The following is a 22,422-nucleotide window of genomic DNA, read 5'->3' as shown; positions in this document are numbered from 1 at the left end:
AATAAACCTAATAAAATTTTATTTTTAAAGTTGTGGGCCTATAAAGAAATGTAAACGAATCGGATGGTTCTCATCTGAAATACCCGAAGCTACATCTAAACGGATTGGGCCGATTGGAGACTTCCAGCGAATTCCGACACCAACGCTATAAGCTGCTGGATTACTGAAATCTTTATCATAAGCATTACCAAAGTCAGAGAAAACAGCTGCTCGCCATCCGTCTTTGAACTGATAGTTATATTCTAAAGAGCCTACAGCTAAAGCTTGGCCCCCAATTTTATATCCATCTACTTCTGGTGAAAGACTTTTATAGTCAAATCCACGAATTGTTTGGTCACCACCCGTAAAGAATCTAAGATTGTATGGAACTTTGTCAAAATCATCTGTAAAGATATAGCTGAGGTCAGATCTTCCGACGAATTGGTGATCATCATTTTCACCTAGAGAATAAATAAATCTCCAGCCTGCACTCGCAATTGCCATATTGGCATCTGACAGTAAACTCTCGCTGCCTAATTCTAATTTATAAGTTTGTTTAAAAGCTTTTGTTGGGTTTAAACGTGTATTACTTGAGGTTTTAGATGTTTCATAACTAAACAATAATGCTTCTTGCTCAGATGCAGCTGTTTTAAAAGCATCTGGTAATTCAGAAATATCAACATTACCTTTTTGGGTCAAACGGTCTAAACGATAACGAACACCAATAGTATGCTGCCAATTTCCTAATGGACGTTTGATTACGCGCTCCCCGCCCACGACAGCAGATTCGGTTAACAGGCTTACATCTGGACCAATATCATCCCGTGTTTCACGCTCATAACCGCCAACGATATTGAAATAGTCATTTAACGGATGTTTATAGGGAATACTATATCGACCATCAATCGATTGACGAATTTCAGAAACTTCTAAGTTGGCATCAAAAGAATGGCCATATTTATTTACGATAGAACGGCGATATTGACTACGTAAACGCGCCCCCGTATCGGTTCCATAACCAATACCAGTTTCCAAACTATTTAGCTTGTCAGCATTTAAAGTCACAATAACTGGAATTCTTTTTGTTTCACGTGCTTGAGCTTGTAAACGATCCTGTTCAGTTTCCTGTTCATCATGCTGAGCTGCGGCGCTTTGCAACATCGCAGTTTGAGGCTCTGCCTGTTTTGCATTTTGTGTTCCAGCAAACTGTTTTTCATCGACTACGTTTTGCGTAACTTCTTTATTGGAGGTAGCTAATTGACGAGCTTTTGCAAGTTGTCTTTGTTCTGGTGAAAGTAAATTAGACTCATCAACATCAATATTTTGCTCATCCACCAAAGCTTGTAAATCTGGTGGTAGCTCAAGTGGCTTTTCAATTGGATCTGGTTTAATGCTATCAACCAAGGTGTAATTAAAATAACGCGAGTTGGTTAAGTTATTCGCGAGCACGTTTACACGCCAGAAAGCATAGTCATCACCTTCTTTCCAAGGCGCCATACTTTCTAAGATATTTTGATTTAATGGCAAAGGTTTCGAAGGATCGCTCATACGAAACTCGACCTTATCTAATTTATAACGCTCACCTGTCTCGTAGCGTAAATTAATATCGGCCTTATTTTCTGGCTGACTTACTTTTACATCATGCAATCGCCAATAAGCATCAAAATAACCGTTATCAGATGCTGCGTCGACAATACGGGTTTTAGTGGTTTCATATAAACCGTGATTAAAGATATCACCCACATCTTGATCAGGAACTAAGCGAATAACCTGAAATTGCGGCTGCTTTTCGCCTGGACCTGTAAACTCAATATTTTGCTCATTAATTCGTACTGGTTCATTTGGTGTCACTCTGACACGAACACGACTCGGACTTAATTTTTCAAATCGGAACTCAGCATTATAGTACCCAACAGCTTGAGCAGCCTGATTACTTAATGTTCTAAGCTGAGGTAAAGCAGCATTAAAGTCTTCAAAAGATTCTTGAGTAAAAGTTGACAACTTACCTTTAATATTTTTAGCTAACACATCTGAAGCACCTTCTACCTCTGCGCTAATACGCGGTACTTGTTCCATCGGAATTGCACGCGGTGGACGTACTTTATTTAAAATACGCTTAAAGAAACCAGCTTGCTCAGGTGGTTCTTCGGCCTCTGGTGTCAATTCAGGCAGTGTTTTTCCAGTCTCATTGGCTTCAACTACAATCTTACTATCAGACTTAATCTCTTGCATAAGCTGATCAATATTTACAGGTGCCTGATTAATTTGATTTAATTCAGATTGAGTTGCATCGCTTACAGTAACTTCAGGGAGTTTCTGAGTTCCATTTTGAAAGTTCTGTGCTTCATTCTTCGCTTCTTCCGCTACCCTATAAATTTCATTTGCCATGTTTTGATCAACAGGCATATCGGGTAAATCTTCAAGATTATCAAGAGTAATTGGCTTAAATTCATCAATTTGATTTGGAAATTGTTCTTGTTGTTGCAATATAGCCAAGCTATCTTGTTGCTGCTGAGCTTGGGTTACAAGTGTAGCGATATCTGTAACTGGAGCAGTATATTGCTCGTTAACCTGAGCTGATTGTTCAGTTGACTCATCAGATACTGTCTGGTTTAAAGTTGTTGATGAACTATTCTCAACAGAAGTTTGAGCAAAACTTGGCGTTACGCAAACGCTTAACAACAAGCTGCTACAAATAAGTTTAGGAATGCCCTGCATTTTTAAAATTAAATGCATAGAATGTGAGAGAGTTGACTGTTTAAACTTAATTTTAGAAGGCATAGAAAACTCTAGACTTATTTTTTAATAAAACGCACCAATGTGAGTGTAAAACTCACTCAAAACCATTGATTTTTCATTTAATCAAGCGTTAAAAATATCATACATGGTTTTCGATGCAAATTAACACTCGGTCACATTTTTTTATAAAACACAATGAAGTTTGCACATGATGAAACAAGATGAGCACCTGATGACCTCACGTCGGTTTGTACCGATGTTTTTTACCCAGTTTTTTGGCGCATTAAATGATAACGTTTTTAAGCAAGCTTTATTATTGGTGATTACTTATGGATGGATTCAGCAACAATCTGCTCCCGTAAGTACTCTTAATAATTTGGCAGCCCTCTTGTTTATTCTGCCATATTTCTTTTTTTCAGCCACAGCTGGACAAATCGCCGACAAATACGAACGATCTCAACTCGTCCGTGGTATTAAAATTTTAGAAATCATCATTATGCTCATCGGTACTGCAGGTTTCCTGTTAGGAAACTTATGGCTACTTCTTTTTGCTTTATTTTTGATGGGTACACATTCGACGTTCTTCGGCCCGATTAAATACGCAATTTTGCCTGAAATCTTAAAACCGAACGAGTTAATGTCCGGTAATGCGCTATTTCAATCCGGCACATCCATGGCGATCTTGTTCGGGATGATCTTAGGTGGCGCCGTAATTGCCTCATCAGATGGTAATTTATTGTGGATTAGTATCACCGTAGTGGCTATTGCTTGCATAGGCTATTTATTTAGTCGCTTCATTTTGCCGCAAAAAGTTGCTGCACCTGACTTAAAGATTGACTGGAATTTCATCCGTACCAGCTTTCAAACCATTAAATATGCCAAAAGCTTACCGCTAGTATTCACAATTTTGCTAGGCAACTCATGGTACTGGTTTTATGGCGCGACTTATTTAACTCAAATTCCGCAGCTTACCCAGCAAAACCTTCATGCATCAGAAAATGTCGTTAGCCTGTTACTGACTTTCTTTTCAGTCGGTATTGGTGTGGGTTCTCTTCTTTGCCGTAAAATTGGTGGTTCAGAAATTAATATTAAAATGGTGCCGATTGGTGCAGTTGGCCTTACTGTTTTTGCGCTCTACCTTGCTGCCAGTTTAGCTTTTGTACCAGAAAGAACCGGAGCATTGCTTACCTTAAAAGACGTTTTTACCCAAGGCTGGGTTTACTACCATGTCATGATTGCTGTGACTTTATTGGGTATTAGTGGCGGTTTTTATATTGTTCCCCTATATGCCATGATGCAGGCTTATTCACCACGTTCACATCGTGCACGTGTTGTTGCAGCGAATAACATCCTAAATGCCGTTTTTATGGTTTCTTCTGCAATTTTTTCAATCTTAATCTTAAGTGTTTTAAAAATTGATATTAAAATACTATTTATTATTACAGCTGTACTTAGTGCAATCTTTAGTATCTGGCTTCTCGCTAGACTAAAACCAATGCTTGCCACAGCCCACCTTTCTTTAGAGGACTAATTTATGCGCCACTATACTGGAATTGATCAACTTATTAACTCATTTGATCAGGCATTGCGTAGTCTTGTTCCGGGTGCAACAGCAGCACAGCGTCAAAATCCATCTGAAACAGTAGAAACAAAACTTGGTGTAGAAGATGCTCGCCATGTCGCAGGTTTAATGCGTGTTAACCACAGTGGTGAAGTATGTGCTCAAGCACTGTACCATGGGCAAGCCTTAACGGCGAAATTGCCAAATGTACGCCAAGAAATGCAACAAGCAGCGATTGAAGAACAAGATCATTTAGCTTGGTGTGAAGATCGTTTAAAAGAATTAAACAGTCATACAAGTTTGTTAAACCCAATCTGGTACGGGTTGTCATATGGCATGGGTGCCCTTGCCGGTATTGCAGGTGATAAATATAGCTTAGGTTTTGTTGCTGAAACTGAACGTCAGGTTAGTCTGCATTTACAAGATCACTTGAACCAGTTACCCGCTCAAGATGAACGTTCTCGTAAAATTTTAGAGCAAATGAATGAAGATGAATTGCATCACCGTCATACTGCACTTGAAGCAGGCGGTGTTGAATTACCATATGCAGTAAAAATTACGATGACTGCTATTTCAAAGTTAATGACAAAAACGAGTTATTATCTTTAAAAACCAAAGGATTGATCTCATTCGGATCAATCCTGTTTTAAATATTATTTTAAGCCGTGATCATATTTGAAACGTTCGATATCTCGAATTGAATTCCAATAGTTTCTGTTAATACGGTCACGATCAATTTGTAATTCTCTTAAAAGTTTACGATAGCGTTCGCGCTCTTCTGGCTTTAATTTTTCGTTGTAAGCATTATTAGAATATTGCTTAAACTTTTCATCATAACGGTCATATTCATTTTTTGCATTGTAGTAATCGGAAGCTGCTCGATAATAAGGTCTTAAACGATTACGCTGCTCGATTGGGCATACATTAATATTGCCGTTACCCTCTAAAGCGTTATAAAAAATATTTGATGGCTGGCAATAATACCCTAAGCCTTCTTTATATCCACGTTCATATGACTTTTGATCTGGAACAATATTGGCTTTTCCACACGCTTTATAATATTGATCTAAACGTGGCGAAGATCCCTTTGAACCATCTTTCTCACCCACTAATGGCCAATTCGCAGTCTTACATTCTTCTACGCTCATTGCAGCACAACCTGAAAGGCTGATTGCTAAAATGGCTAAACCGATATTTTTCATATTAAGAAAACTCAAAAATAAAATTAAAAAACGCAAAAAATAAAATTCCAGTACATGTGCTATATAAGCCTTGCTCAATTCAAGATTTATAAATAAATGTTTAACTGGATAAGCATTTAAGTTTAAAGCAGTTTGACCATCTCACCAAATGAGAAGCTTAAATTTTTAGTTTTATTTAATTTAAACAAGAGAAATCAGTAGAATTTTATAATGCGCCGACTGCTCTTATACGCTAATTTTACTTTAAAAATTGATAATAAACATGAGACTCAATATATTGATTATAAATATAAAAAATCAAATTACTCATAAAATATTGTTCAACCATCTTTACTCTTTTTTTACGCGATTTCCTTCAAAGGCTACGTTAGGATTTTAGCTAAATAACCACCAAGGTTTTTTATAATGAGTACACTTATTTACCCAAATTTAAACTTAAAAGATCCTCACTTTAAGGCATTTAAAATATCAGATAATTTTATTCCTCCGACACAATCTGGTACTTTCCAATCAGATCTTTTTTTAAAAGAAGTTGATGAATATTTAAGCTTATATCCACACACTCAGCACATTGATATTTATCTGCACGACTTAAACGGGCATATTCGTGGCAAACGTATTGACGTTAAGAGTCTGAAAAATCTATCTAATGGATGTTATTTTCCTCTTTCTGTTTATGCCATGAGTCTGGATGGAAAAGTGATTGAAGAAACAGGCTTGGGAAAATATATTGGTGAACCAGATAGACTTTGCCTACCCATTTTAGGCAGCTTGCAACCAAGTGCCTTATCCCCAGAATTAAATGCTCAGCTTTACCTATCCATGCAAGAAGAAGATGGTTCAGACTGTCGCTATGAACCACGCAATATATTAAAAAAATTATTAAATCAGTTACATACTAATAATTATTTCCCTGTCATGGCTGCCGAGCTAGAGTTTTACCTTTTCTCACCTCAGCATCAATTCGAGACATGTTCAGAAAACCAATGTTTTGATATAGATGCGCCAAATAACTATCAGCAAGTCCTAGATGAAGTTGAGAAAGCAGCCCTACTTCAATCTATTGAAATTACCGCAATTGTTGCGGAATCATCCCCTGGACAATACGAATTAAATCTTCAACACAGCCATGACATTTTAAAACTCTGCGATCAAATTCATGCTTTAAAAAGAATTGTAAAGCAAGTCGCAAGAAAACATGACTTAACTGCTTGTTTCATGGCGAAACCGAACTTGGCAAAAGCTGGTAGTGGCATGCATTTTCATATGAGTATGCTTAATCAATACCATGGAAATATATTTAGCTCAGAAGAAGAAAAAGATGAGCTTTCTACCAAATTACTCAGCGCGATTAGCGGACTCATTGAGTTAATGCCTGCATCTATGGCGATTTTAGCGCCTAATATTAATTCTTATAGACGTTTTAAAATTGGTCATCACGTGCCATTAGAAGCCAATTGGGATACCAATAATCGTAATGTTGCAATCCGAATTCCATGCTCAGATGTACAAAATCAACGCTTAGAATATCGTGTTGCTGGAGCTGACTGTAACCCCTATCTCGTTACAGCGACTATTTTAGCGGGCGCGTCTTATGGCTTATCTCATAAGTTACCGCTACCAAAACCTGCACATCTTTTAAAATTTCAAGATGAGCACATTTTATTAGCTAACAATCAGCCGGAAGCCTTAAAAATATTTAAAGGAAGTCTTATTTTAAAAGGGTATTTAGGGGCAGACTTTGTAGAACATTGGTACATGGTTAAACAGGCTGAATATCAAAATATTTACAGTCAAATGACTGAAGCAGAACAACATTGGGATATATAAATAAAAAGAGCAAAAAAACTATAAACCACTTTGCAAACCCTTAGGGAGAAATACCCTAAGGTTTTTTTTATATCTAATTAATGATTTTTCTGTTTAGCTAAAAAACGTAACCCAACACCTGGTTCAGTAGCAATATAACGTGGCTGAATCGCGTTATCCCCCAGTTTACTACGTAACTTGCCCACTAAAATACGTAAATAGTGAGTATCTTCCTGATGGGTTGGCCCCCATAGTTCTTTTAAGAGCTGTGGTTGTGTTAAAAGCTGCCCTTGATAGCGCATTAATAACGTCAAAAGTTGAAACTCTTTTCGAGTTAAAGTAATTGGTTGTTGCTCGATCCAAACTAAACGTTGCATGACATCGACTTTAAGATAACCATCGTCATAAATATGTGCTTCTTGCTGGATTGGTTGATTTCTTAAGATGACACGAATGCGCGCCAAAAGCTCTTGCACACTAAAAGGCTTGGTCATGTAGTCATTTGCACCAGCATCTAGCAAAGTAACTTTTTCATATTCATCAGCACGTACAGATAACACAATAACGGGAACGTTCGACCAGCTACGTAATTCTTGAAGCACTTCTTTTCCATCTAAATCGGGTAAGCCTAAGTCTAAAATAACCAAATCAGCCCCTTGGGTTGCCAAAGCCTCTAGGCCTTTGTAACCCGTTTCGCAGAGCGTGGTTTTGTATTTTTGAGTTCTTAAAGCAATGTCTAGAAATTTACGAATTTGAGGCTCATCATCAATAATCACAATACGTGTTTCTACAGGCGAGGTTTCGGAACTTATCATGAATTTACAACTTATTCTTTTACTGGGTGAATGGGTAATCTGATTTGAATTAAAGTACCTTTATTTTGGCGCCCTGAAAATGCTTCTATTGTACCCATATGAGCACCAATAATCGCTTTTACGATTGTAAGTCCTAAACCAGTACCAAACTTTCCACGGTCTCCTCGTTCCATCGTGTAAAACATATCGAAAATACGATGTCTTTCGTCTTCAGGAATTCCCGCTCCTCTATCTTCAATTTCAATTTTTACTTCATCTTCTGACACAAGATGAGCACGAATCATGACTGGTTCATCTGGAGGTGAAAAGTTTGCGGCATTTTCTAAAACATTAAAAATAGCTTGTTCTACCAGTGCTGGGTGAACATATAAACTAATTTGTTGCTCAGGTAACTGAACGACCACTTGTGTATCTGGTTTATAACGCTTTAAACGGCGGGTTGCCGAACCAATTAATTCATCTACCCCAATCCAGTCTCTTTTTAGAGATAAGCCTTCATGTCCCAAACGGGTCATATCAAGCAAGTTCTGAATATAACGGTCTAAGCGCTCACCTTCCAAATGAATTGTTTCAAGTAAATCTTGCTGGTCTTGTTCTGACATTTCAGCTTTAAAATTGGCAAGTGTGTCTGCTGCCCCAATAATAGAAGCGAGTGGCGAGCGTAAATCATGCGATACCGAAGATAATAAAGCAGAACGTAAGCGCTCTGTTTCACTGGTGACTTTTGCTTGTTCAAGCTCATTCACCAATTGGGTTCGAAGTACTGCCTGTGCAATATACTCAATTACACTTTCAGTCAGTTTCTTTTGCTCAAAATTTAAGGAAACCACTTCATCCTTAAAGTAAATTCCCACAATACCTAGGCTATTTTTTTGTTCTAAAAGAGGTAAAAACCACCAGTTTGATTGACTAAGAGTATCGGTAAAACGTCCACATGGCTGCTTGTGTTTCAAACACCATTCTGCGGCTACTTTTTCTTTATCATTTAGCTCAATATCAGATGAAATTACCTTATCTCGAATAGAAATCCACACTTTAGTTTGAAGTTGTGTTTCTAAAGTCATACGTCCTGTTTGCATGACTTCTTCAAGGTTTACTGCACTAGAAAGCTTACGCGCCAAGTCTTGCATTACCGTAGTGTAAGCATTCGCAGCTTTTAAAGACAAAACTTGCTGGCGTAACTGAGAAGCTAAACGGCCAGCAATTAAAGCTGCTGCAAAAAAAGCAACAACGGTGACTACCCCTTGGTGTGCTGAAATCTGAAAGGTATAACGCGGTGCAATAAAGAAAAAATTATAGGCCAAGAAACATATTAAGGCTGCCACTACGGCAGCTAACATTCGAGTTTTAGTTGCAACAATTAAAACAGAAATAATAAAGATGACAGAGAAGTCTTCAATACCAAATAGAGCTTCGGCGAAGTGAGCTAGAAAAATGCTACCGCACGTCACAGCTAAAACAAAAATGCTTTCTTTTAATGATAAAAATGAAGGTTTTTCGAGCTGATTAATCTTTTTAGTGCCCTGTTCTGGGTGCAAAATGGTTAAAGCAATCGAGTTTTCTTGATTTAATAATTGCTGAGCTAAATTTTTCTTAAATAACTTTAACCACCACGGTGAAATACTTTTACCAATGACAAGATTGGAAATTCCTCGGTCAACGGCGGCATCCATTAACACTGACGCAACTCGATGCCCATATAAAACCTCGGTTCGACCACCGAGTTGTCGAGCCAACTCAAAGGCGCGGTCAATCTCAATGTATTCTTTTTTATAAGAACTAACTGAACTCTGTCCAAAGTCCAGACTTTTAGCAACATTCACCACCGTCCATGTAGCACCATTACGTTCCGCTAAACGGCAACCTGCCCTTACTAAATATTCAGAAGAGCCTTGCCCATCTATCGCAATCATCAATTCATTTTGTAATGATATAGATTTCAAACCCTTTGAGGCATAACTCTCTTTTAAGTCTGAATCGACATGCTCAGCAACGCATTGCATTGCCAGTTCACGTAATGCCGTTAAATTTGAAATGCTAAAAAAGCCTTGTAATGCCAGATTTGCTTGCTCTGGCACATAGACTTTTCCTTGGTGGAGCCTTTCAATGAGCTCACTGACGGGTAAATCAATTAAGCGAATATCTCGAATACGGTCAAATACCCGATCTGGTACCGTTTCATTTACTCGAATGCCCGTAATTTGGTAGACCACATCATTCAGGCTTTCTAAATGTTGAATATTTATAGTGGTAAATACATTAATACCAGCATCTAGCAACTCATTAACATCTTGCCACCGTCGTTCATGACGACTATTTGGGACGTTGCGATGAGCCAATTCATCAACCAAAACGATTTGCGGATGCCTAAGTAAAATAGCATCCAAGTCCATTTCTTCTAAAATATGCCCCTGATATTGCATTTCTTTTCTAGCAATCTGAGGCAACCCTTCCAAAATTTTTAGAGTTTCGATTCTTCCATGGGTTTCAACAATACCAACAACAACATCTGTGCCCTGTTGAAATAATTCTTTGGCGCGGGCGAGCATGGCATAAGTTTTTCCTACACCAGGTGCCGCACCAAGAAAGACCGTTAGTCGACCGGCTTGATATCTGTTGACATGATTTAATAAGGCCTCAGCCTGATTTTCGCGATTGCTTTGCACTTGATATCATCCGGTAAACTAATAACTTTATTTTTAAGTTAATGTGTAGATTGTAATTGATCTAAAGCAATATTGAGCTGTAATACATTAACACGAGCTTGCCCTAGTACACCAAACTGCTTCGGTTCAACATACTTTTGCAAAAGCTCTTCCACAACCTTAGGGCCTAAATCACGAGCTTGAGCCACTCGAGCAACCTGTAACTGAGCAGATTCAGGACTAATATGCGGATCAATACCACTACCAGATTTAGTCACTAAATCGCTTGGAATCGGTGTATTACCTGTGTGATCTTGTTTTTTCACCGCAAGAATCTGAGCATCAATTTGTTGCTGTAATTCAGGATTAGTACGAGCTAAGTTTGTACCTGCCATCGCCATCGGGTCATAAGCGACTGCTGAAGGGCGTGGATGAAAATAAGCCTCTCCAACAAATGGCTGAGCAACTAATTTTGACCCTAAAACTTTATGATCTATTTCAATCAAACTACCATTCGCTTGATTGTTAAATAACATCTGTCCCGCACCTGTAGCAATCGCACTATAAGCAGCGCCACAGCCAACTAAGGTAAAAATTAATAATCCCAAAGATGCTCTTAAGGTCTGACCCAAATTTGCTTCTGAATTTTGTACATAAGTTTTCATTTCAAACTCCAGATTACAAACCAAATAATTGAACAATCACTACATCAATCGCTTTAATGGCAATGAATGGCAGAACCACACCGCCTACTCCATAAATCAACATATTTCGACGTAATAACTGAGTTGCCGTTGAAGGTTTAAATTTCACGCCACGTAGTGCGATTGGAATTAATAGCGGGATAATAATCGCGTTAAAAATTAATGCAGATAAAATCGCGCTGTTTGGACTTGCTAAATGCATTACATTCAATACTTGCATTTGTGGAATCGCAGCAGCGAACAATGCAGGCAAGATGGCAAAGTATTTAGAGACGTCGTTTGCCAACGAAAATGTTGTTAAAGCGCCACGGGTAATCAGCTGCTGTTTCCCAATCTCGACCACAGCAAGTAGTTTGGTTGGGTCTGAGTCTAAATCGACCATATTGCCAGCTTCTTTTGCAGCTTGTGTACCTGAATTCATCGCTAAGCCAATATCGGCTTGAGCTAATGCTGGTGCATCGTTGGTTCCGTCACCGACCATTGCAACTAAACGACCTTGTTGTTGTTCGGTGCGAATACAAGCCAATTTGTCTTCTGGTTTTGCTTCGGCAATATAATCATCTACACCAGCTTCAGCAGCAATCGCGGCCGCAGTTAATGGGTTATCACCTGTAACCATAACGGTTTTAATACCCATTTCTCTTAAACGAGCAAAACGTTCTTTAATGCCGTGTTTAATCACATCTGAGAGTTCAATCACACCCAACACATGATGTTGATTAGCGATGACTAAAGGTGTTGCTCCTTTTTTGGCAACTTGTTCAACACGCGCTTTTAATTCTAAATCTTGAGAATAATCCTCATCTACAAATTTCAAGATTGCATCTAATGCACCTTTACGAATTTGGTCACCATTCGGTAAATTCATACCAGAAATTCGGGTAGAAGCACTAAAAGAGATAAATTCGGCTTGCTCAGGTTCTTGTTGTTTTAGCCCTTGCTCTTTTGCTAACTTAACAATCGATTTCCCTTCTGGTGTTGGGTCGGCAAGTGAACTTACCCAAGCAGCAGCTCTCAACTCAGACTCGGTTACCGAAGTTAAAGGATAAAAAGAGGTCGCTTGACGGTCACCATAAGTAATCGTTCCTGTTTTATCGAGTAAAAGCACATCAATGTCGCCCGCAACTTCGACAGCTTTACCTGATTTTGCCAAAACATTAGCTTTGAGTGCACGGTTCATCCCCGCAATACCAATCGCAGGTAACAAGCCACCAATGGTTGTAGGAATCAAGCAGACCAATAACGCCACGAGCACGACTGGATCAAGTTCAATATGCAAATACTTGGCAATAAATGGCAAGCTAATCACGACAATTAAAAACGTGATTGTCATTACCATTAACAAGAAGCCAAGCGCAATCTCATTCGGAGTTTTCTGGCGATTTGAGCCTTCAACCAAAGCAATCATACGGTCTAAGAAACTTTGACCAGATTCAGCAGTCACTTGCACAACAATACGATCTGTAAGAACTTTGGTTCCGCCAATAACACCTGAACGGTCTGTTCCAGCTTCACGTAGCACAGGTGCAGACTCACCTGTAACAGCCGATTCGTTAATAGTTGCAAAGCCTTCTACAATCTCACCGTCAGCTGGAACAAGTTCACCTGCATGTACTTCAATAAAATCATTTAAATGAAGTTCGGTCGCTGCAACTTGAGTCGCTTGACGGTCTGTTAATGAGTTAAGCTTTCGAGCCGTTAAATTTTCTCTTGCTGCACGTAATGAAGATGCCTGCCCACGGCCTCTAGCCTCTGCAACAGCTTCGGCATAGTTAGCAAATAAAATGGTAATAAACAGAATTGCTGTAACCACTAAACCAAATAACAGCGTGGTGTAACCTAAGATTGTACTAATGCCTGTAACCACTGTTCCAAGCCATACAATTGCCATCACTGGGTTTTTAATTGCATGCTGCGGTAGCAGTTTCACAAATGCATTTTTCCAAACTTCAAAATTTGGCACTGCCATGGTTTGTTTATGGCTATTTACATGAGTTTGTGTATTCATTTTCACTCGCCTCCTTAGCCTTTAACCAACAAAAGTTGATCGGCAATAGGCCCAAGGACAAGAACTGGCATAAATTGTAATAAGGTAAGCAACACAACAATCGTAATCAGCGTTAAAGCAAAGGTTGGAGTTTCAACCTGAAGACTACCTGCTGTTTCGGGTGCTTTTCTTTTTGCTGCTAAACGTGTTGCAATCATTAATGGCAAAATTAAGGTGGGAAAACGTCCTAACAGTAGAGTGATACTACAAGTAACATTCCACCATACAGTGTTGTCTCCAAGACCTTCAAAACCTGAACCATTGTTGGCAAATGCAGAGACATATTCGTAGAACACTTGGCTAATGCCATGTGGTCCCGGATTACTAATTCCAGATATGCTTGGAATGCTGAGGCTTAATGCGGTAAATGCAAGAATGACTAAAGGTTGAATCAAGATAATAATCGCGAGCAACTTAATTTCTGCCGCTTCAATCTTGCGCCCAAACAATTCAGGGGTACGACCTGTCATTAAACCTGCAATAAATACTGCGAGTAACAGATAAATCATAAACTGTTGCAGACCACAGCCCACACCACCCCAAATGGCATTAATCAGCATGTTAATGAGTTCGACTAAACCGGTAAGCGGTGCAGAAGAATCATGCATCATATTGACCGAGCCGTTATTTACCTGTGTAGTAAACGCTGCCCAAACTGCTGATGCGGCTGGTCCAAAACGTTGTTCTTTACCTTCCATTACAGCAAGCTGAGATGCTGTCGATGACATACTCTCAGACCAGACAGCCGCTGCACCTGAAATAATCGACATGAAAAGCATGCTACCAAACACAAAGTAGGCAAACTTTTTACGCTGGGTAAAATGCCCGACCATAAAAATGACTGTGATTGGAATAAGTAAGATCGCAATCATTTCTAGTAAATTAGAAAATGGTGTTGGATTTTCTAAAGGCACAGAACTATTTGGACCGTACCAACCACCACCGTTACTACCTAATTGCTTAATCGCCACCATTGGCGCAACTGGTCCTAAAGGAATTTTTTGAGTTTCAACGCTATCGGCTTTATCAATAAGTTGTACTTCTGGCCCACCTTGGAAAGTTGCTGGCACGCCTTGGCTGTTAAGCAACAATGACCAGACAAAACAGAGTGGAAGCAAAAAGCGAACTGTAGGACGAATTACATCCGCCCAATAGTTACCAATTAAAATTTGATCTGGCTGTTCGGCAACATCGGCCGCAATATGGCTTGGACGCTGATAAAAGAAAGCTCTTAATGTCGCAACAACCAAAGCCAGCCCCATCATTGGAGTAATGACTTGCAGCCCCACAATACCTGTCATTTGCGACAAATAAGATAACTGAGCCTGACCAGAATAATGCTGTTGGTTGGTGTTTGTTAAAAATGAAATAACAGTGTGTAGCGCTAAATCCCAACTCATATTTGGTGCATGATTTGGGTTTAATGGTAGCCATGCTTGCGTCATAAAAATAGCAAGAATAGCCACTGCAAGAAAAATACAGCTCACAACAAATGCTAGAGAATATTGTTTCCAATTCATTTGTTGTTGTGGAAATACACCTAATAAGCGGTATACAGGATTTTCAATCCAGCGAAATAATCCATCACCCCACATCGGCTGATTTGCCATCACTTTGGATAGATATTTACTGAGGCACCATGCTAGAAAAATAGCAATAAATAAAACAAGTATAAGTTCTAACATGGCTATTCTCCTCTATATCCCTTGGCTTGATTTGCCAAGCTGGAAATAAGGAGAGATGAAGAAATATCATTTGTTTTAAGTCCGCATAAGACAATGCCAGACTGATGCAAGATGCGCATTTGAGAATTTATAAGCATCTTTATTGTCCTGAAATAATACTAATTTAGTGAATTTCAGTATCGATAAAATGCCCGTAAATTCTCTATTGAAGAAGTCAAAACCCGCGTAAAGTTTGCGTAAAATTTAGTTTGAAAGGCATTAAACTTTAAAATTAACGACTGGATAAAGTGTGCTATCAGCCTTTAAGGTTTCACAATCCCAAAGTTCATATAAAGGAATTTTTACATCGAGTGCCAAAGGTAGCTTTTTAGAATTAAATTGCATATGGTCCAGATCACTTCCCCATGCAATCAAATCTACATCTAAAGAAATATGATGTGATGGTCGAACACGCCCAGAATCTGACTCAAGTTTCTTTAAAAAAGATTCAATTTGTTCAGATGATAAGGTGCTTTTTAATAGACACGCTGAGTTCCAGTAATCATCTCCAATACCATCTCGGCATGGAATTTGATAAACAGATGAAAACTGCACTTTCCCCAAAGTTGCTAATTGCGTATAAGCAAAAGTAAAGTGTTGTGCTGCGTCTAAATTACTCGCTAGAGCGAGCGCAAAAATTGTTTCTGGTGCGTTCAAGACGAATTCCTACAGCATTTGCTTCTGCAATGATGGCTGGCTTACGGATGGTTATGGTAATTTTTTCAATTGATGGAAAGGTTTCAAACAAACATTGTAAAACCAGATGTGCTGCATGCTCGATTAATTCAGGTTTGGCTTGTTGAATGGTTTGAGCCGATAACTCACAAATCTGCGCATAGTTGAGAGTGTCTTCAAGCTTGTCAGACTCTGCTGCTCGGCTCAAATCATTATGGATGGTTAAATCCAACATTAAAGGTTGAATGATTTGTCTTTCCCAGTTGAAACAGCCAATCACTGTCTCAACTTTCAAGCCTTCAATAATAATGGCATCCATAAATTTAAACTGACCTTAGTGCTTTAACAACGAAGCAGGTTCCATATTTTGAACCATTTTCAAACGCTGGTCTGCATAAATATCAGTATATGGTGCGAGTACGCGCATAAAACGATCGAAATAAAGCATTTGCTTAAATAATAAAGCAAAATCACGTGGGAATTTAATCCCGTGGCGTTCGCCTACACCTACCATATCCATCATGATGTCATTTAAATCGGCTGGATTTGAAGACAAGATCTGTTGCGGATCGGCCATTAATACGCCATTAAACAAACGTTCTAGATCTTGAGCCAACACCTGAACGTCAATTTTGTTATGGGTCATACCCATTTTCAGCATATTTTCAGCCATTGCCTGATAATCAGTTTTTTGTAAGGCATCCATAAATGCAATACATGCAGTCCAAACTTCAGGTTTTAACTGGCCGACGATACCAAAATCAATAAAACCAATACGCCCATCTTCAAGCAACATTAGGTTCCCAGCATGTAAGTCAGCATGAAAACTCTTACACAGCATAAGACTACCAAACCATGTATTCATGGCAGTAATCAGTACTTGCGATGGATCTTTAGCATATTGTTTTACAACACTAAAGTCTGTCAAAGACACACCGTATAAACGCTGCATAGTTAAGACACGGCGTGTAGAAAACTGATGATAAACTTTAGGTGCTGTCGCTGCTTTATTTTGTGAAATATTAAGATATTCCACAAAATCATCTAGGTTTTGTGCTTCTTCAATGAAATCGACTTCACGGACCATACGGCTTTTAATTTCATCTACAATTTCAGAAAGAGCTGCGAATTTGATCTTTGGTACTGCACGTTCAAGCAACTTGGCAGCCCAATGCACTACACTTAAGTCTGTATATAAAATGGTTTCAACACCAGGCTTTTGTACTTTAATAACAACATCTTCACCTGTCGTCAGTTTAGCTGCGTGAACCTGAGCAATTGATGCAGAAGCTAATGGCTTTTCATCGATATAGCTAAAAATCTGGCTTAAATCGCGCCCTTCAAATTCAGATGCAAGCACACCTTGAATATAACTAAATGGTAGTGTTGGTGTTTGGTCTAAACAACCTTGAAATTCTTCTACATATTCACGTGGGAAAAGCGATGGCGTACTCGCAATAAACTGACCAAGCTTAATATAAGTTGAACCAAGTGACTCAAAAGTCTCTCGCATGAGTTTGGCATTACTTGGTTTTTCAGTTGCGTATTTAATTCCAGCTTTGGCCGCAACCACTGCTGTTTCACCAATGCGGGCGACTGAACGCAGCCCATCAAACAAAATATTTTTTTTCATATTTCTTCAAAACCAAATCATTCAGGTTGAGTGTAGCAAATTTTGTTTAATTTACTGATTAGCTTGCCTGACAAAGTGGGCAATTTACATCTTTATCAAAACTAACAATACGTTGTGTCATATTTAAACCATCCCACAATAATAGTTTCTGCTTTAAAGGTACACGATTTAGACCTAAATACAGCAAAGTGTGATGTGCTTGTAATGACGCTATCATTACAGGAGTAGTTGCAAGTACCCCTGACTCTGCACAGCGCAGCCCTTCATTGCTATGCTGTTCTTTCGGAAAAAGACATTCATAACAAGCTGAATCTCCTTCAACCATGAACATTTGCGCCTGAAAACCAATTGCTGAAGCGCTAATTAATGCGACTTGATGTTTCTTACAAGCTGCGTTTACCAAATAGCGAGTTGTAAAATTATCACAGCCATCTAAAACCACATCTTGGTGTTCAACAAGTCTATCAATGTTATGTTCGTCTAAACGTTCGTTGTAGTATTCAACACAGATATAAGGGTTAATTTTCTGTAACCGTTTAGCTAGAATTTCTGCTTTATAGCGACCAACATCTTCATGACCAAATGCGATTTGTCGTTGTAAATTACTTATCTCGATCGTATCTGCATCAATCAGTGTAATTTTCCCAATCCCTGCTCGCGCTAGTAGCTCTGCACTACTACATCCTATTCCGCCAGCACCAACAATCAGTACATTAGCAAGTTTGAGTTTTTCCTGAGCTTCAATATCCCATCCATCAAGTAAAATCTGACGGCTATAGAGATGCATTTCTTCATCACTTAACTCTACAAAATCGATATCTTGAAGCTCGGTCACACGTTAATCCTTTCACTTAGAAGCGAAATGATTTTATGACTAAGTTCGTTATTATGAAAGCTATAAAATAGAAACAACTTTTTTATTCTAATAAAGCTTATTTACCAACATTGCATCTATCAAGCTTTCTGCAACAATAGAAATATCAATTTTCTTTATTACTTAGGCTAAATATGACGCAATCATATATTGCACCTGTAGAGTTAGAAAAAGCTTATCGTTTATTAAATCATGGCCCAACTGTGCTTGTTTCTGCACAACATGGTGATGACCGCAATGTGATGGCTGCCGCTTGGGCATGTGCCTTAGAGTTCAAACCAGCTAAAGTGTCCGTGGTTCTCGACAAAAGCACTAAAACCCGACAACTCGTTGAGCAAAGTGGCTATTTCACACTACAAGTTCCCTGCTATGCACAGCTCGATCTGACTCATCAACTTGGAACCATTAGTAAGTTGGATGATCCAGAAAAACTTGAGCATTGCGGTGTTGAGCTATTCTATCAAGAAGGCCTTACCAGCCCGCTTGTATCAGGTTGCATTGCATGGCTTGTCTGTAAACTTATTCCAGAACCCCATAACCAATCAGCTCATGATTTATTTATTGGTTCTGTTGTAGGTGCATGGGCAGATAGCCGCGTTTTTAGAGATGGGCACTGGCACTTTCAAGATGCGCCGAAAGAACTTCGTAGCCTGCACTATATTGCAGGTGGAACTTTTTATTTGATTGGTGAGGAAGTCAAAGCCCAAATTTAATCATTAAAAAGCGAGATTCATTTAATTGCAAAAAAACCGCATAACAATTGCGGTTTTTTTGCAGTCAACGACATTTTTTAAAAATCTAATATTTAAACTTGAGCCACTTCACGAGCAATCACCAAGCGTTGAATATCAGAAGCACCTTCATAAATCTGGCTTACACGAACATCACGATAAATTCTCTCTACAGGGAAATCACTCACGTAGCCATAACCACCATGAATCTGGATTGCATCCGAACATACTCGCTCAGCCATAGTAGATGCAAATAGCTTTGCCATTGAGGCTTCTTTTAAACAAGGTAATCCCGCATCCTTTAAAGTTGCAGCATGCAAAACCAACTGATGCGCGGCTTCAATCTGGGTCGCCATATCGGCTAAACGGAAACCAACCGCCTGATGCTGAACTAATTCGACTCCAAAAGCTTTACGCTCATTTGCATATTGCACCGCTGCATCAAAAGCCGCTCTTGCCATACCTACCGATTGAGCTGCAATACCAATACGTCCAGCTGCCAAATTAGATAATGCAATTTTATAACCTTCACCCTCTTGCCCCACCAAATTTTCTAAAGGAATTCGGCAGTCCTCAAAAGTAATGGTCGCTGTATCTGAAGCATGTTGACCCATTTTGTCTTCAATACGAGTCACCAAGTAACCTTGTGTATTGGTGGGTACAAGAAAGCACGAAATACCTTTTTTACCAGCTTGTTTATCTGTGACCGCGAACACCAAAGCCACTTGGGCATTTTTACCACTGGTGATAAATTGTTTTACGCCATTAAGCACCCAATGGTCGCCATCTCGCTCGGCTTTACATAAAATCGCGCTTGCATCGGAACCGACATGTGGCTCAGTTAAACAAAAGCATCCCAGCCATTCGCCAGAGGCAAATTTTGGCAAATAGGTTTGTTTTTGCTGATCCGAACCGTACGCCAGTGTAATGCCGCAAATCAAGGAATTTTGAACACTGACGATGGTGGAAATAGCACCGTCGCCTGCGGCAATTTCCTCAATTGCGAGTACCAAAGATACATAGTCCATTCCGGCACCGCCCCATTCATCGGGCACGGTCATCCCCATAGCGCCTAGTGCACCTAAATCTTTGAGTTCCTGAGCTGGAAATTCATGAGTTTTATCGCGATGTGCAGCAGTTGGTTTTAACTGATTTTGCGCATAATTCCGCATCATCTCCTGAACCATACTTTGTTCAGCATTTAAGATCATTTCAGCATCCTTATTTTTATTATTTTGCTGCCATACGAATTGCACCATCTAAACGGATGACTTCACCATTTAAGTAAGAGTTTTCAGCAATATGTGCCACCAAACGAGCAAACTCTTCTGGTTTTCCTAAACGAGATGGGTACGGCACCATTTGCCCCAAAGCATCTTGTACATTTTGTGGCATACCCTTAAGCATTGGGGTTTCCATAATTCCCGGTGCAATGGTCATAATACGAATAGCATGTCGCGCAAGCTCACGAGCAATCGGCAATGTCATCGCAACAATAGCGCCTTTTGATGCAGAATACGCAGCCTGACCAATTTGACCATCAAATGCGGCAACAGAAGCAGTGTTAACAATTACACCACGATCTTCTTCACCTTCTTCAACCGTGTTTTTACTCATTGCATCTGCTGCAAAACGCAGCATGTTAAATGTACCTGTAACATTAATATTTAAAGTCTTTGCAAATAATCCCAAGTCATGAACGCCCTCACGGCCAACCACTTTCGCAGAAGGGCCAATACCGGCACAGTTCACCAAACCATGCAAATGACCATGTTTTGTCAACACATCTTTAAAGAACTGTTCAGCAGCAGCTTCATCGGTCACATCAAGTTTTACAAAGTCAGCTTTTGGCCCCAACTGTTTTGCTTGTTGCTCGCCTGCTTCTGTATTCATGTCTACCAAGGTAACTGAAGCACCTTGCTGGACTAAATACTCAGCTGTTGCAGCACCTAAACCAGACCCACCACCTGTAATTACGAAATGTTTCCCTTGAATTTTCATTGTGTAATGTCCTATAGAAATGTTCTTTAAACTTAGTAGTGAGAGTAAAAGTTGTTGTTTTCCGATACAATTTCAAAAAGCCTCAAAATGTTTGCAGCTTTTGATCAATCCAAATTTTAAATATGCAGTATTTCACTTGAAATATATGAAGAAAATATGAGTCTTTGACATGGTTGTCCAATCTTCTTTAAGTAAAGGCACAATTTCGATTGCACTAGTACATGAAGCACTGAGTGCGGCTTATGCCAAAGGCCTAAATACACAAATAATTCTAAATAAAGCAGGCATCCCCGCTGAATTACTGATGTCGCCAAAGGCACGTGTGCCTGTTACAACCTATGCCCAATTGTGGATAGAGCTTGCCAATGCCATGAACGATGAGTTTTTTGGGATGGATAGCCACCCCATGCGTCGTGGAAGCTATAAATTACTGACTAAACTCGTCAGTACGGCTGAAACTTTAGAAAAAGCACTCTACGATATTTTGAAGTTTTTTAACTTTGTTCTAGATGACATGCATGGAGAACTCATTCGAGAGCAAGACAAAGCTTATTTAGTGATTCATGATCGTGAACAGCCTAAACGCATGTTTACCTACGCAACCTTTTTAATATTAGTGCACGGACTTATGTGTTGGTTGGTAGACCAGCGAATTGGTTTAAATACTATTATGGTACGTTGTCCTAAACCTCAAGATATTCAGGACTATTTCGTTCGTTTTGGTGAAGATATTCAATTTAATGCTGAGATAAATCGAGTTGAGTTCGATGCCCACTATTTAGATATTAAAATTAAGAAAGATAAAAAAGCGCTTTATGATTTTTTAGAGCAAACTCCGCAAAATCTTTTAGTTCGCTTTAAAAATGAAAATGCCTTAAGTGTACTTATTCGTCGCCATTTATTGAAACTCCACCCTGCACAATGGCCCGAACTCAAAGATGTAGCTCAGCAACTCAATATTTCAGAAGCCACCGTTCAACGTCGACTGAAACATGAAGGTGTAAGCTATCAACAAATTAAAAATGAAATCCGCTGTGATATTGCTGTTCAACGCTTAAGCAAAACGAATGACTCAATTCAAGATATTAGTGAAGATTTAAGCTTCCATGACCCAAGTGCCTTTCACCGTGCTTTTAAAAAATGGACTGGCGTCAGCCCAGGTGCATATCGAGATAATTTAACTGGACACAAGCAATAACATATACATCGAATGAAGCTTAAGGCGTTAGAGTTTAAGCTTATGATATTTATGTATTTTAAATTCAATATTTCAGATAAATGCA

18 protein-coding genes are annotated in these 22,422 nt (G+C 39.1%); 5 read left to right on the top strand and 13 right to left on the bottom strand.

What is annotated here, in order from left to right:
* Nucleotides 1–24 precede the first annotated feature (24 nt).
* Entirely contained in the window at nucleotides 25–2,760 is a 2,736-nt protein-coding gene (locus tag B806_RS0110925) for an autotransporter assembly complex family protein (protein ID WP_017385429.1), read from the bottom strand.
* 166 nt (nucleotides 2,761–2,926) lie between these two features.
* Here B806_RS0110925 and B806_RS0110920 point away from each other — a divergent pair, with 166 nt between their 5' ends.
* Together B806_RS0110920 and coq7 are read left to right on the top strand one after the other, a co-directional pair.
* Complete coding sequence (locus tag B806_RS0110920) at nucleotides 2,927–4,249, top strand: MFS transporter (protein WP_017385430.1); 1,323 nt, start codon at nucleotides 2,927–2,929, stop codon at nucleotides 4,247–4,249.
* Between the two features lie 3 nt (nucleotides 4,250–4,252).
* Entirely contained in the window at nucleotides 4,253–4,888 is a 636-nt protein-coding gene (coq7, locus tag B806_RS0110915; protein WP_017385431.1) for a 2-polyprenyl-3-methyl-6-methoxy-1,4-benzoquinone monooxygenase, read from the top strand.
* A gap of 44 nt (nucleotides 4,889–4,932) precedes the next feature.
* On the opposite strand, the gene B806_RS0110910 is transcribed toward coq7, so the two are convergent.
* Nucleotides 4,933–5,481 carry a DUF2799 domain-containing protein gene (locus B806_RS0110910; RefSeq protein ID WP_017385432.1) on the bottom strand — a complete coding sequence of 183 codons (549 nt, stop codon included), beginning with the start codon at nucleotides 5,479–5,481 and terminating at the stop codon, nucleotides 4,933–4,935.
* Nucleotides 5,482–5,886: 405 nt separating this feature from the next.
* Here B806_RS0110910 and B806_RS0110900 point away from each other — a divergent pair, with 405 nt between their 5' ends.
* Nucleotides 5,887–7,311 (top strand): glutamine synthetase family protein, encoded by a 1,425-nt coding sequence (locus B806_RS0110900; RefSeq protein ID WP_017403018.1) that lies wholly within the window; start codon nucleotides 5,887–5,889, stop codon nucleotides 7,309–7,311.
* Nucleotides 7,312–7,388: 77 nt separating this feature from the next.
* Here B806_RS0110900 and B806_RS0110895 read toward each other — a convergent pair whose 3' ends face one another.
* The 9 genes from B806_RS0110895 to B806_RS0110855 form a co-directional block, all read right to left on the bottom strand.
* Complete coding sequence (locus tag B806_RS0110895) at nucleotides 7,389–8,105, bottom strand: response regulator transcription factor (RefSeq protein ID WP_017385435.1); 717 nt, start codon at nucleotides 8,103–8,105, stop codon at nucleotides 7,389–7,391.
* An 11-nt stretch (nucleotides 8,106–8,116) separates the two neighbouring features.
* Nucleotides 8,117–10,771: a sensor histidine kinase KdpD gene (locus tag B806_RS0110890; protein ID WP_017385436.1), complete on the bottom strand. Its 2,655-nt coding sequence runs from the start codon at nucleotides 10,769–10,771 to the stop codon at nucleotides 8,117–8,119.
* A gap of 38 nt (nucleotides 10,772–10,809) precedes the next feature.
* Nucleotides 10,810–11,415, bottom strand: a complete 606-nt coding sequence (gene kdpC, locus B806_RS0110885) for a potassium-transporting ATPase subunit KdpC (protein ID WP_017385437.1) — start codon at nucleotides 11,413–11,415, stop codon at nucleotides 10,810–10,812.
* 13 nt (nucleotides 11,416–11,428) lie between these two features.
* On the bottom strand, nucleotides 11,429–13,468 hold the full coding sequence (gene kdpB, locus B806_RS0110880) for a potassium-transporting ATPase subunit KdpB (RefSeq protein WP_079380963.1): 2,040 nt from the start codon (nucleotides 13,466–13,468) through the stop codon (nucleotides 11,429–11,431).
* Nucleotides 13,469–13,476: 8 nt separating this feature from the next.
* Nucleotides 13,477–15,186, bottom strand: a complete 1,710-nt coding sequence (gene kdpA, locus B806_RS0110875) for a potassium-transporting ATPase subunit KdpA (RefSeq protein WP_017403016.1) — start codon at nucleotides 15,184–15,186, stop codon at nucleotides 13,477–13,479.
* 258 nt (nucleotides 15,187–15,444) lie between these two features.
* Nucleotides 15,445–15,882 carry a 2-amino-4-hydroxy-6-hydroxymethyldihydropteridine diphosphokinase gene (locus tag B806_RS0110870; RefSeq protein ID WP_000993393.1) on the bottom strand — a complete coding sequence of 146 codons (438 nt, stop codon included), beginning with the start codon at nucleotides 15,880–15,882 and terminating at the stop codon, nucleotides 15,445–15,447.
* Nucleotides 15,839–16,219 carry a dihydroneopterin aldolase gene (gene folB / locus B806_RS0110865; RefSeq protein WP_017385440.1) on the bottom strand — a complete coding sequence of 127 codons (381 nt, stop codon included), beginning with the start codon at nucleotides 16,217–16,219 and terminating at the stop codon, nucleotides 15,839–15,841. The genes B806_RS0110870 and folB overlap by 44 nt, the downstream gene beginning before the upstream one ends.
* Before the next feature lie 15 nt (nucleotides 16,220–16,234).
* On the bottom strand, nucleotides 16,235–17,533 hold the full coding sequence (locus tag B806_RS0110860; RefSeq protein ID WP_002119658.1) for an AarF/UbiB family protein: 1,299 nt from the start codon (nucleotides 17,531–17,533) through the stop codon (nucleotides 16,235–16,237).
* Between the two features lie 58 nt (nucleotides 17,534–17,591).
* The gene (locus B806_RS0110855; protein ID WP_017385441.1) at nucleotides 17,592–18,368 is read right to left on the bottom strand and encodes a HesA/MoeB/ThiF family protein; all 777 of its coding nucleotides are present in this window, start codon (nucleotides 18,366–18,368) and stop codon (nucleotides 17,592–17,594) included.
* A 173-nt stretch (nucleotides 18,369–18,541) separates the two neighbouring features.
* Here B806_RS0110855 and B806_RS0110850 point away from each other — a divergent pair, with 173 nt between their 5' ends.
* A complete protein-coding gene (locus B806_RS0110850; RefSeq protein WP_017385442.1) occupies nucleotides 18,542–19,120 on the top strand; it encodes a flavin reductase family protein in 579 nt (192 codons plus the stop codon).
* Between the two features lie 92 nt (nucleotides 19,121–19,212).
* Here B806_RS0110850 and B806_RS0110845 read toward each other — a convergent pair whose 3' ends face one another.
* Together B806_RS0110845 and B806_RS0110840 are read right to left on the bottom strand one after the other, a co-directional pair.
* Complete coding sequence (locus B806_RS0110845) at nucleotides 19,213–20,349, bottom strand: acyl-CoA dehydrogenase family protein (protein ID WP_025465949.1); 1,137 nt, start codon at nucleotides 20,347–20,349, stop codon at nucleotides 19,213–19,215.
* Nucleotides 20,350–20,368: 19 nt separating this feature from the next.
* Nucleotides 20,369–21,139 (bottom strand): 3-hydroxyacyl-CoA dehydrogenase, encoded by a 771-nt coding sequence (locus B806_RS0110840; RefSeq protein WP_017385444.1) that lies wholly within the window; start codon nucleotides 21,137–21,139, stop codon nucleotides 20,369–20,371.
* Between the two features lie 169 nt (nucleotides 21,140–21,308).
* Between B806_RS0110840 and B806_RS0110835 the strand changes: the two genes are divergently transcribed.
* Nucleotides 21,309–22,337, top strand: a complete 1,029-nt coding sequence (locus B806_RS0110835) for an AraC family transcriptional regulator (protein WP_017385445.1) — start codon at nucleotides 21,309–21,311, stop codon at nucleotides 22,335–22,337.
* Nucleotides 22,338–22,422 lie beyond the last annotated feature (85 nt).

It is taken from the genome of Acinetobacter sp. TG2027 (genome assembly GCF_000302435.1).
Lineage (GTDB): Bacteria > Pseudomonadota > Gammaproteobacteria > Pseudomonadales > Moraxellaceae > Acinetobacter > Acinetobacter pittii.
The sequence above is the reverse complement of the archived record's forward strand: the minus strand, read 5'-3'. Positions and strand labels throughout refer to the sequence as shown.

Bases quoted from the DNA above. Each gene is read 5' to 3' on its own strand.
- B806_RS0110920 (WP_017385430.1), top strand. From the start codon at position 2,927: ATGATGAAACAAGATGAGCACCTGATGACCTCACGTCGGTTTGTACCG.
- B806_RS0110835 (WP_017385445.1), top strand. From the start codon at position 21,309: ATGGTTGTCCAATCTTCTTTAAGTAAAGGCACAATTTCGATTGCACTA.
- kdpA (WP_017403016.1), bottom strand. From the start codon at position 15,186: ATGTTAGAACTTATACTTGTTTTATTTATTGCTATTTTTCTAGCATGG.
- B806_RS0110860 (WP_002119658.1), bottom strand. From the start codon at position 17,533: ATGAAAAAAAATATTTTGTTTGATGGGCTGCGTTCAGTCGCCCGCATT.
- coq7 (WP_017385431.1), top strand. From the start codon at position 4,253: ATGCGCCACTATACTGGAATTGATCAACTTATTAACTCATTTGATCAG.
- kdpC (WP_017385437.1), bottom strand. From the start codon at position 11,415: ATGAAAACTTATGTACAAAATTCAGAAGCAAATTTGGGTCAGACCTTA.
- B806_RS0110925 (WP_017385429.1), bottom strand. From the start codon at position 2,760: ATGCCTTCTAAAATTAAGTTTAAACAGTCAACTCTCTCACATTCTATG.
- B806_RS0110900 (WP_017403018.1), top strand. From the start codon at position 5,887: ATGAGTACACTTATTTACCCAAATTTAAACTTAAAAGATCCTCACTTT.
- B806_RS0110845 (WP_025465949.1), bottom strand. From the start codon at position 20,349: ATGATCTTAAATGCTGAACAAAGTATGGTTCAGGAGATGATGCGGAAT.
- folB (WP_017385440.1), bottom strand. From the start codon at position 16,219: ATGGATGCCATTATTATTGAAGGCTTGAAAGTTGAGACAGTGATTGGC.
- B806_RS0110840 (WP_017385444.1), bottom strand. From the start codon at position 21,139: ATGAAAATTCAAGGGAAACATTTCGTAATTACAGGTGGTGGGTCTGGT.
- B806_RS0110850 (WP_017385442.1), top strand. From the start codon at position 18,542: ATGACGCAATCATATATTGCACCTGTAGAGTTAGAAAAAGCTTATCGT.
- B806_RS0110910 (WP_017385432.1), bottom strand. From the start codon at position 5,481: ATGAAAAATATCGGTTTAGCCATTTTAGCAATCAGCCTTTCAGGTTGT.
- B806_RS0110895 (WP_017385435.1), bottom strand. From the start codon at position 8,105: ATGATAAGTTCCGAAACCTCGCCTGTAGAAACACGTATTGTGATTATT.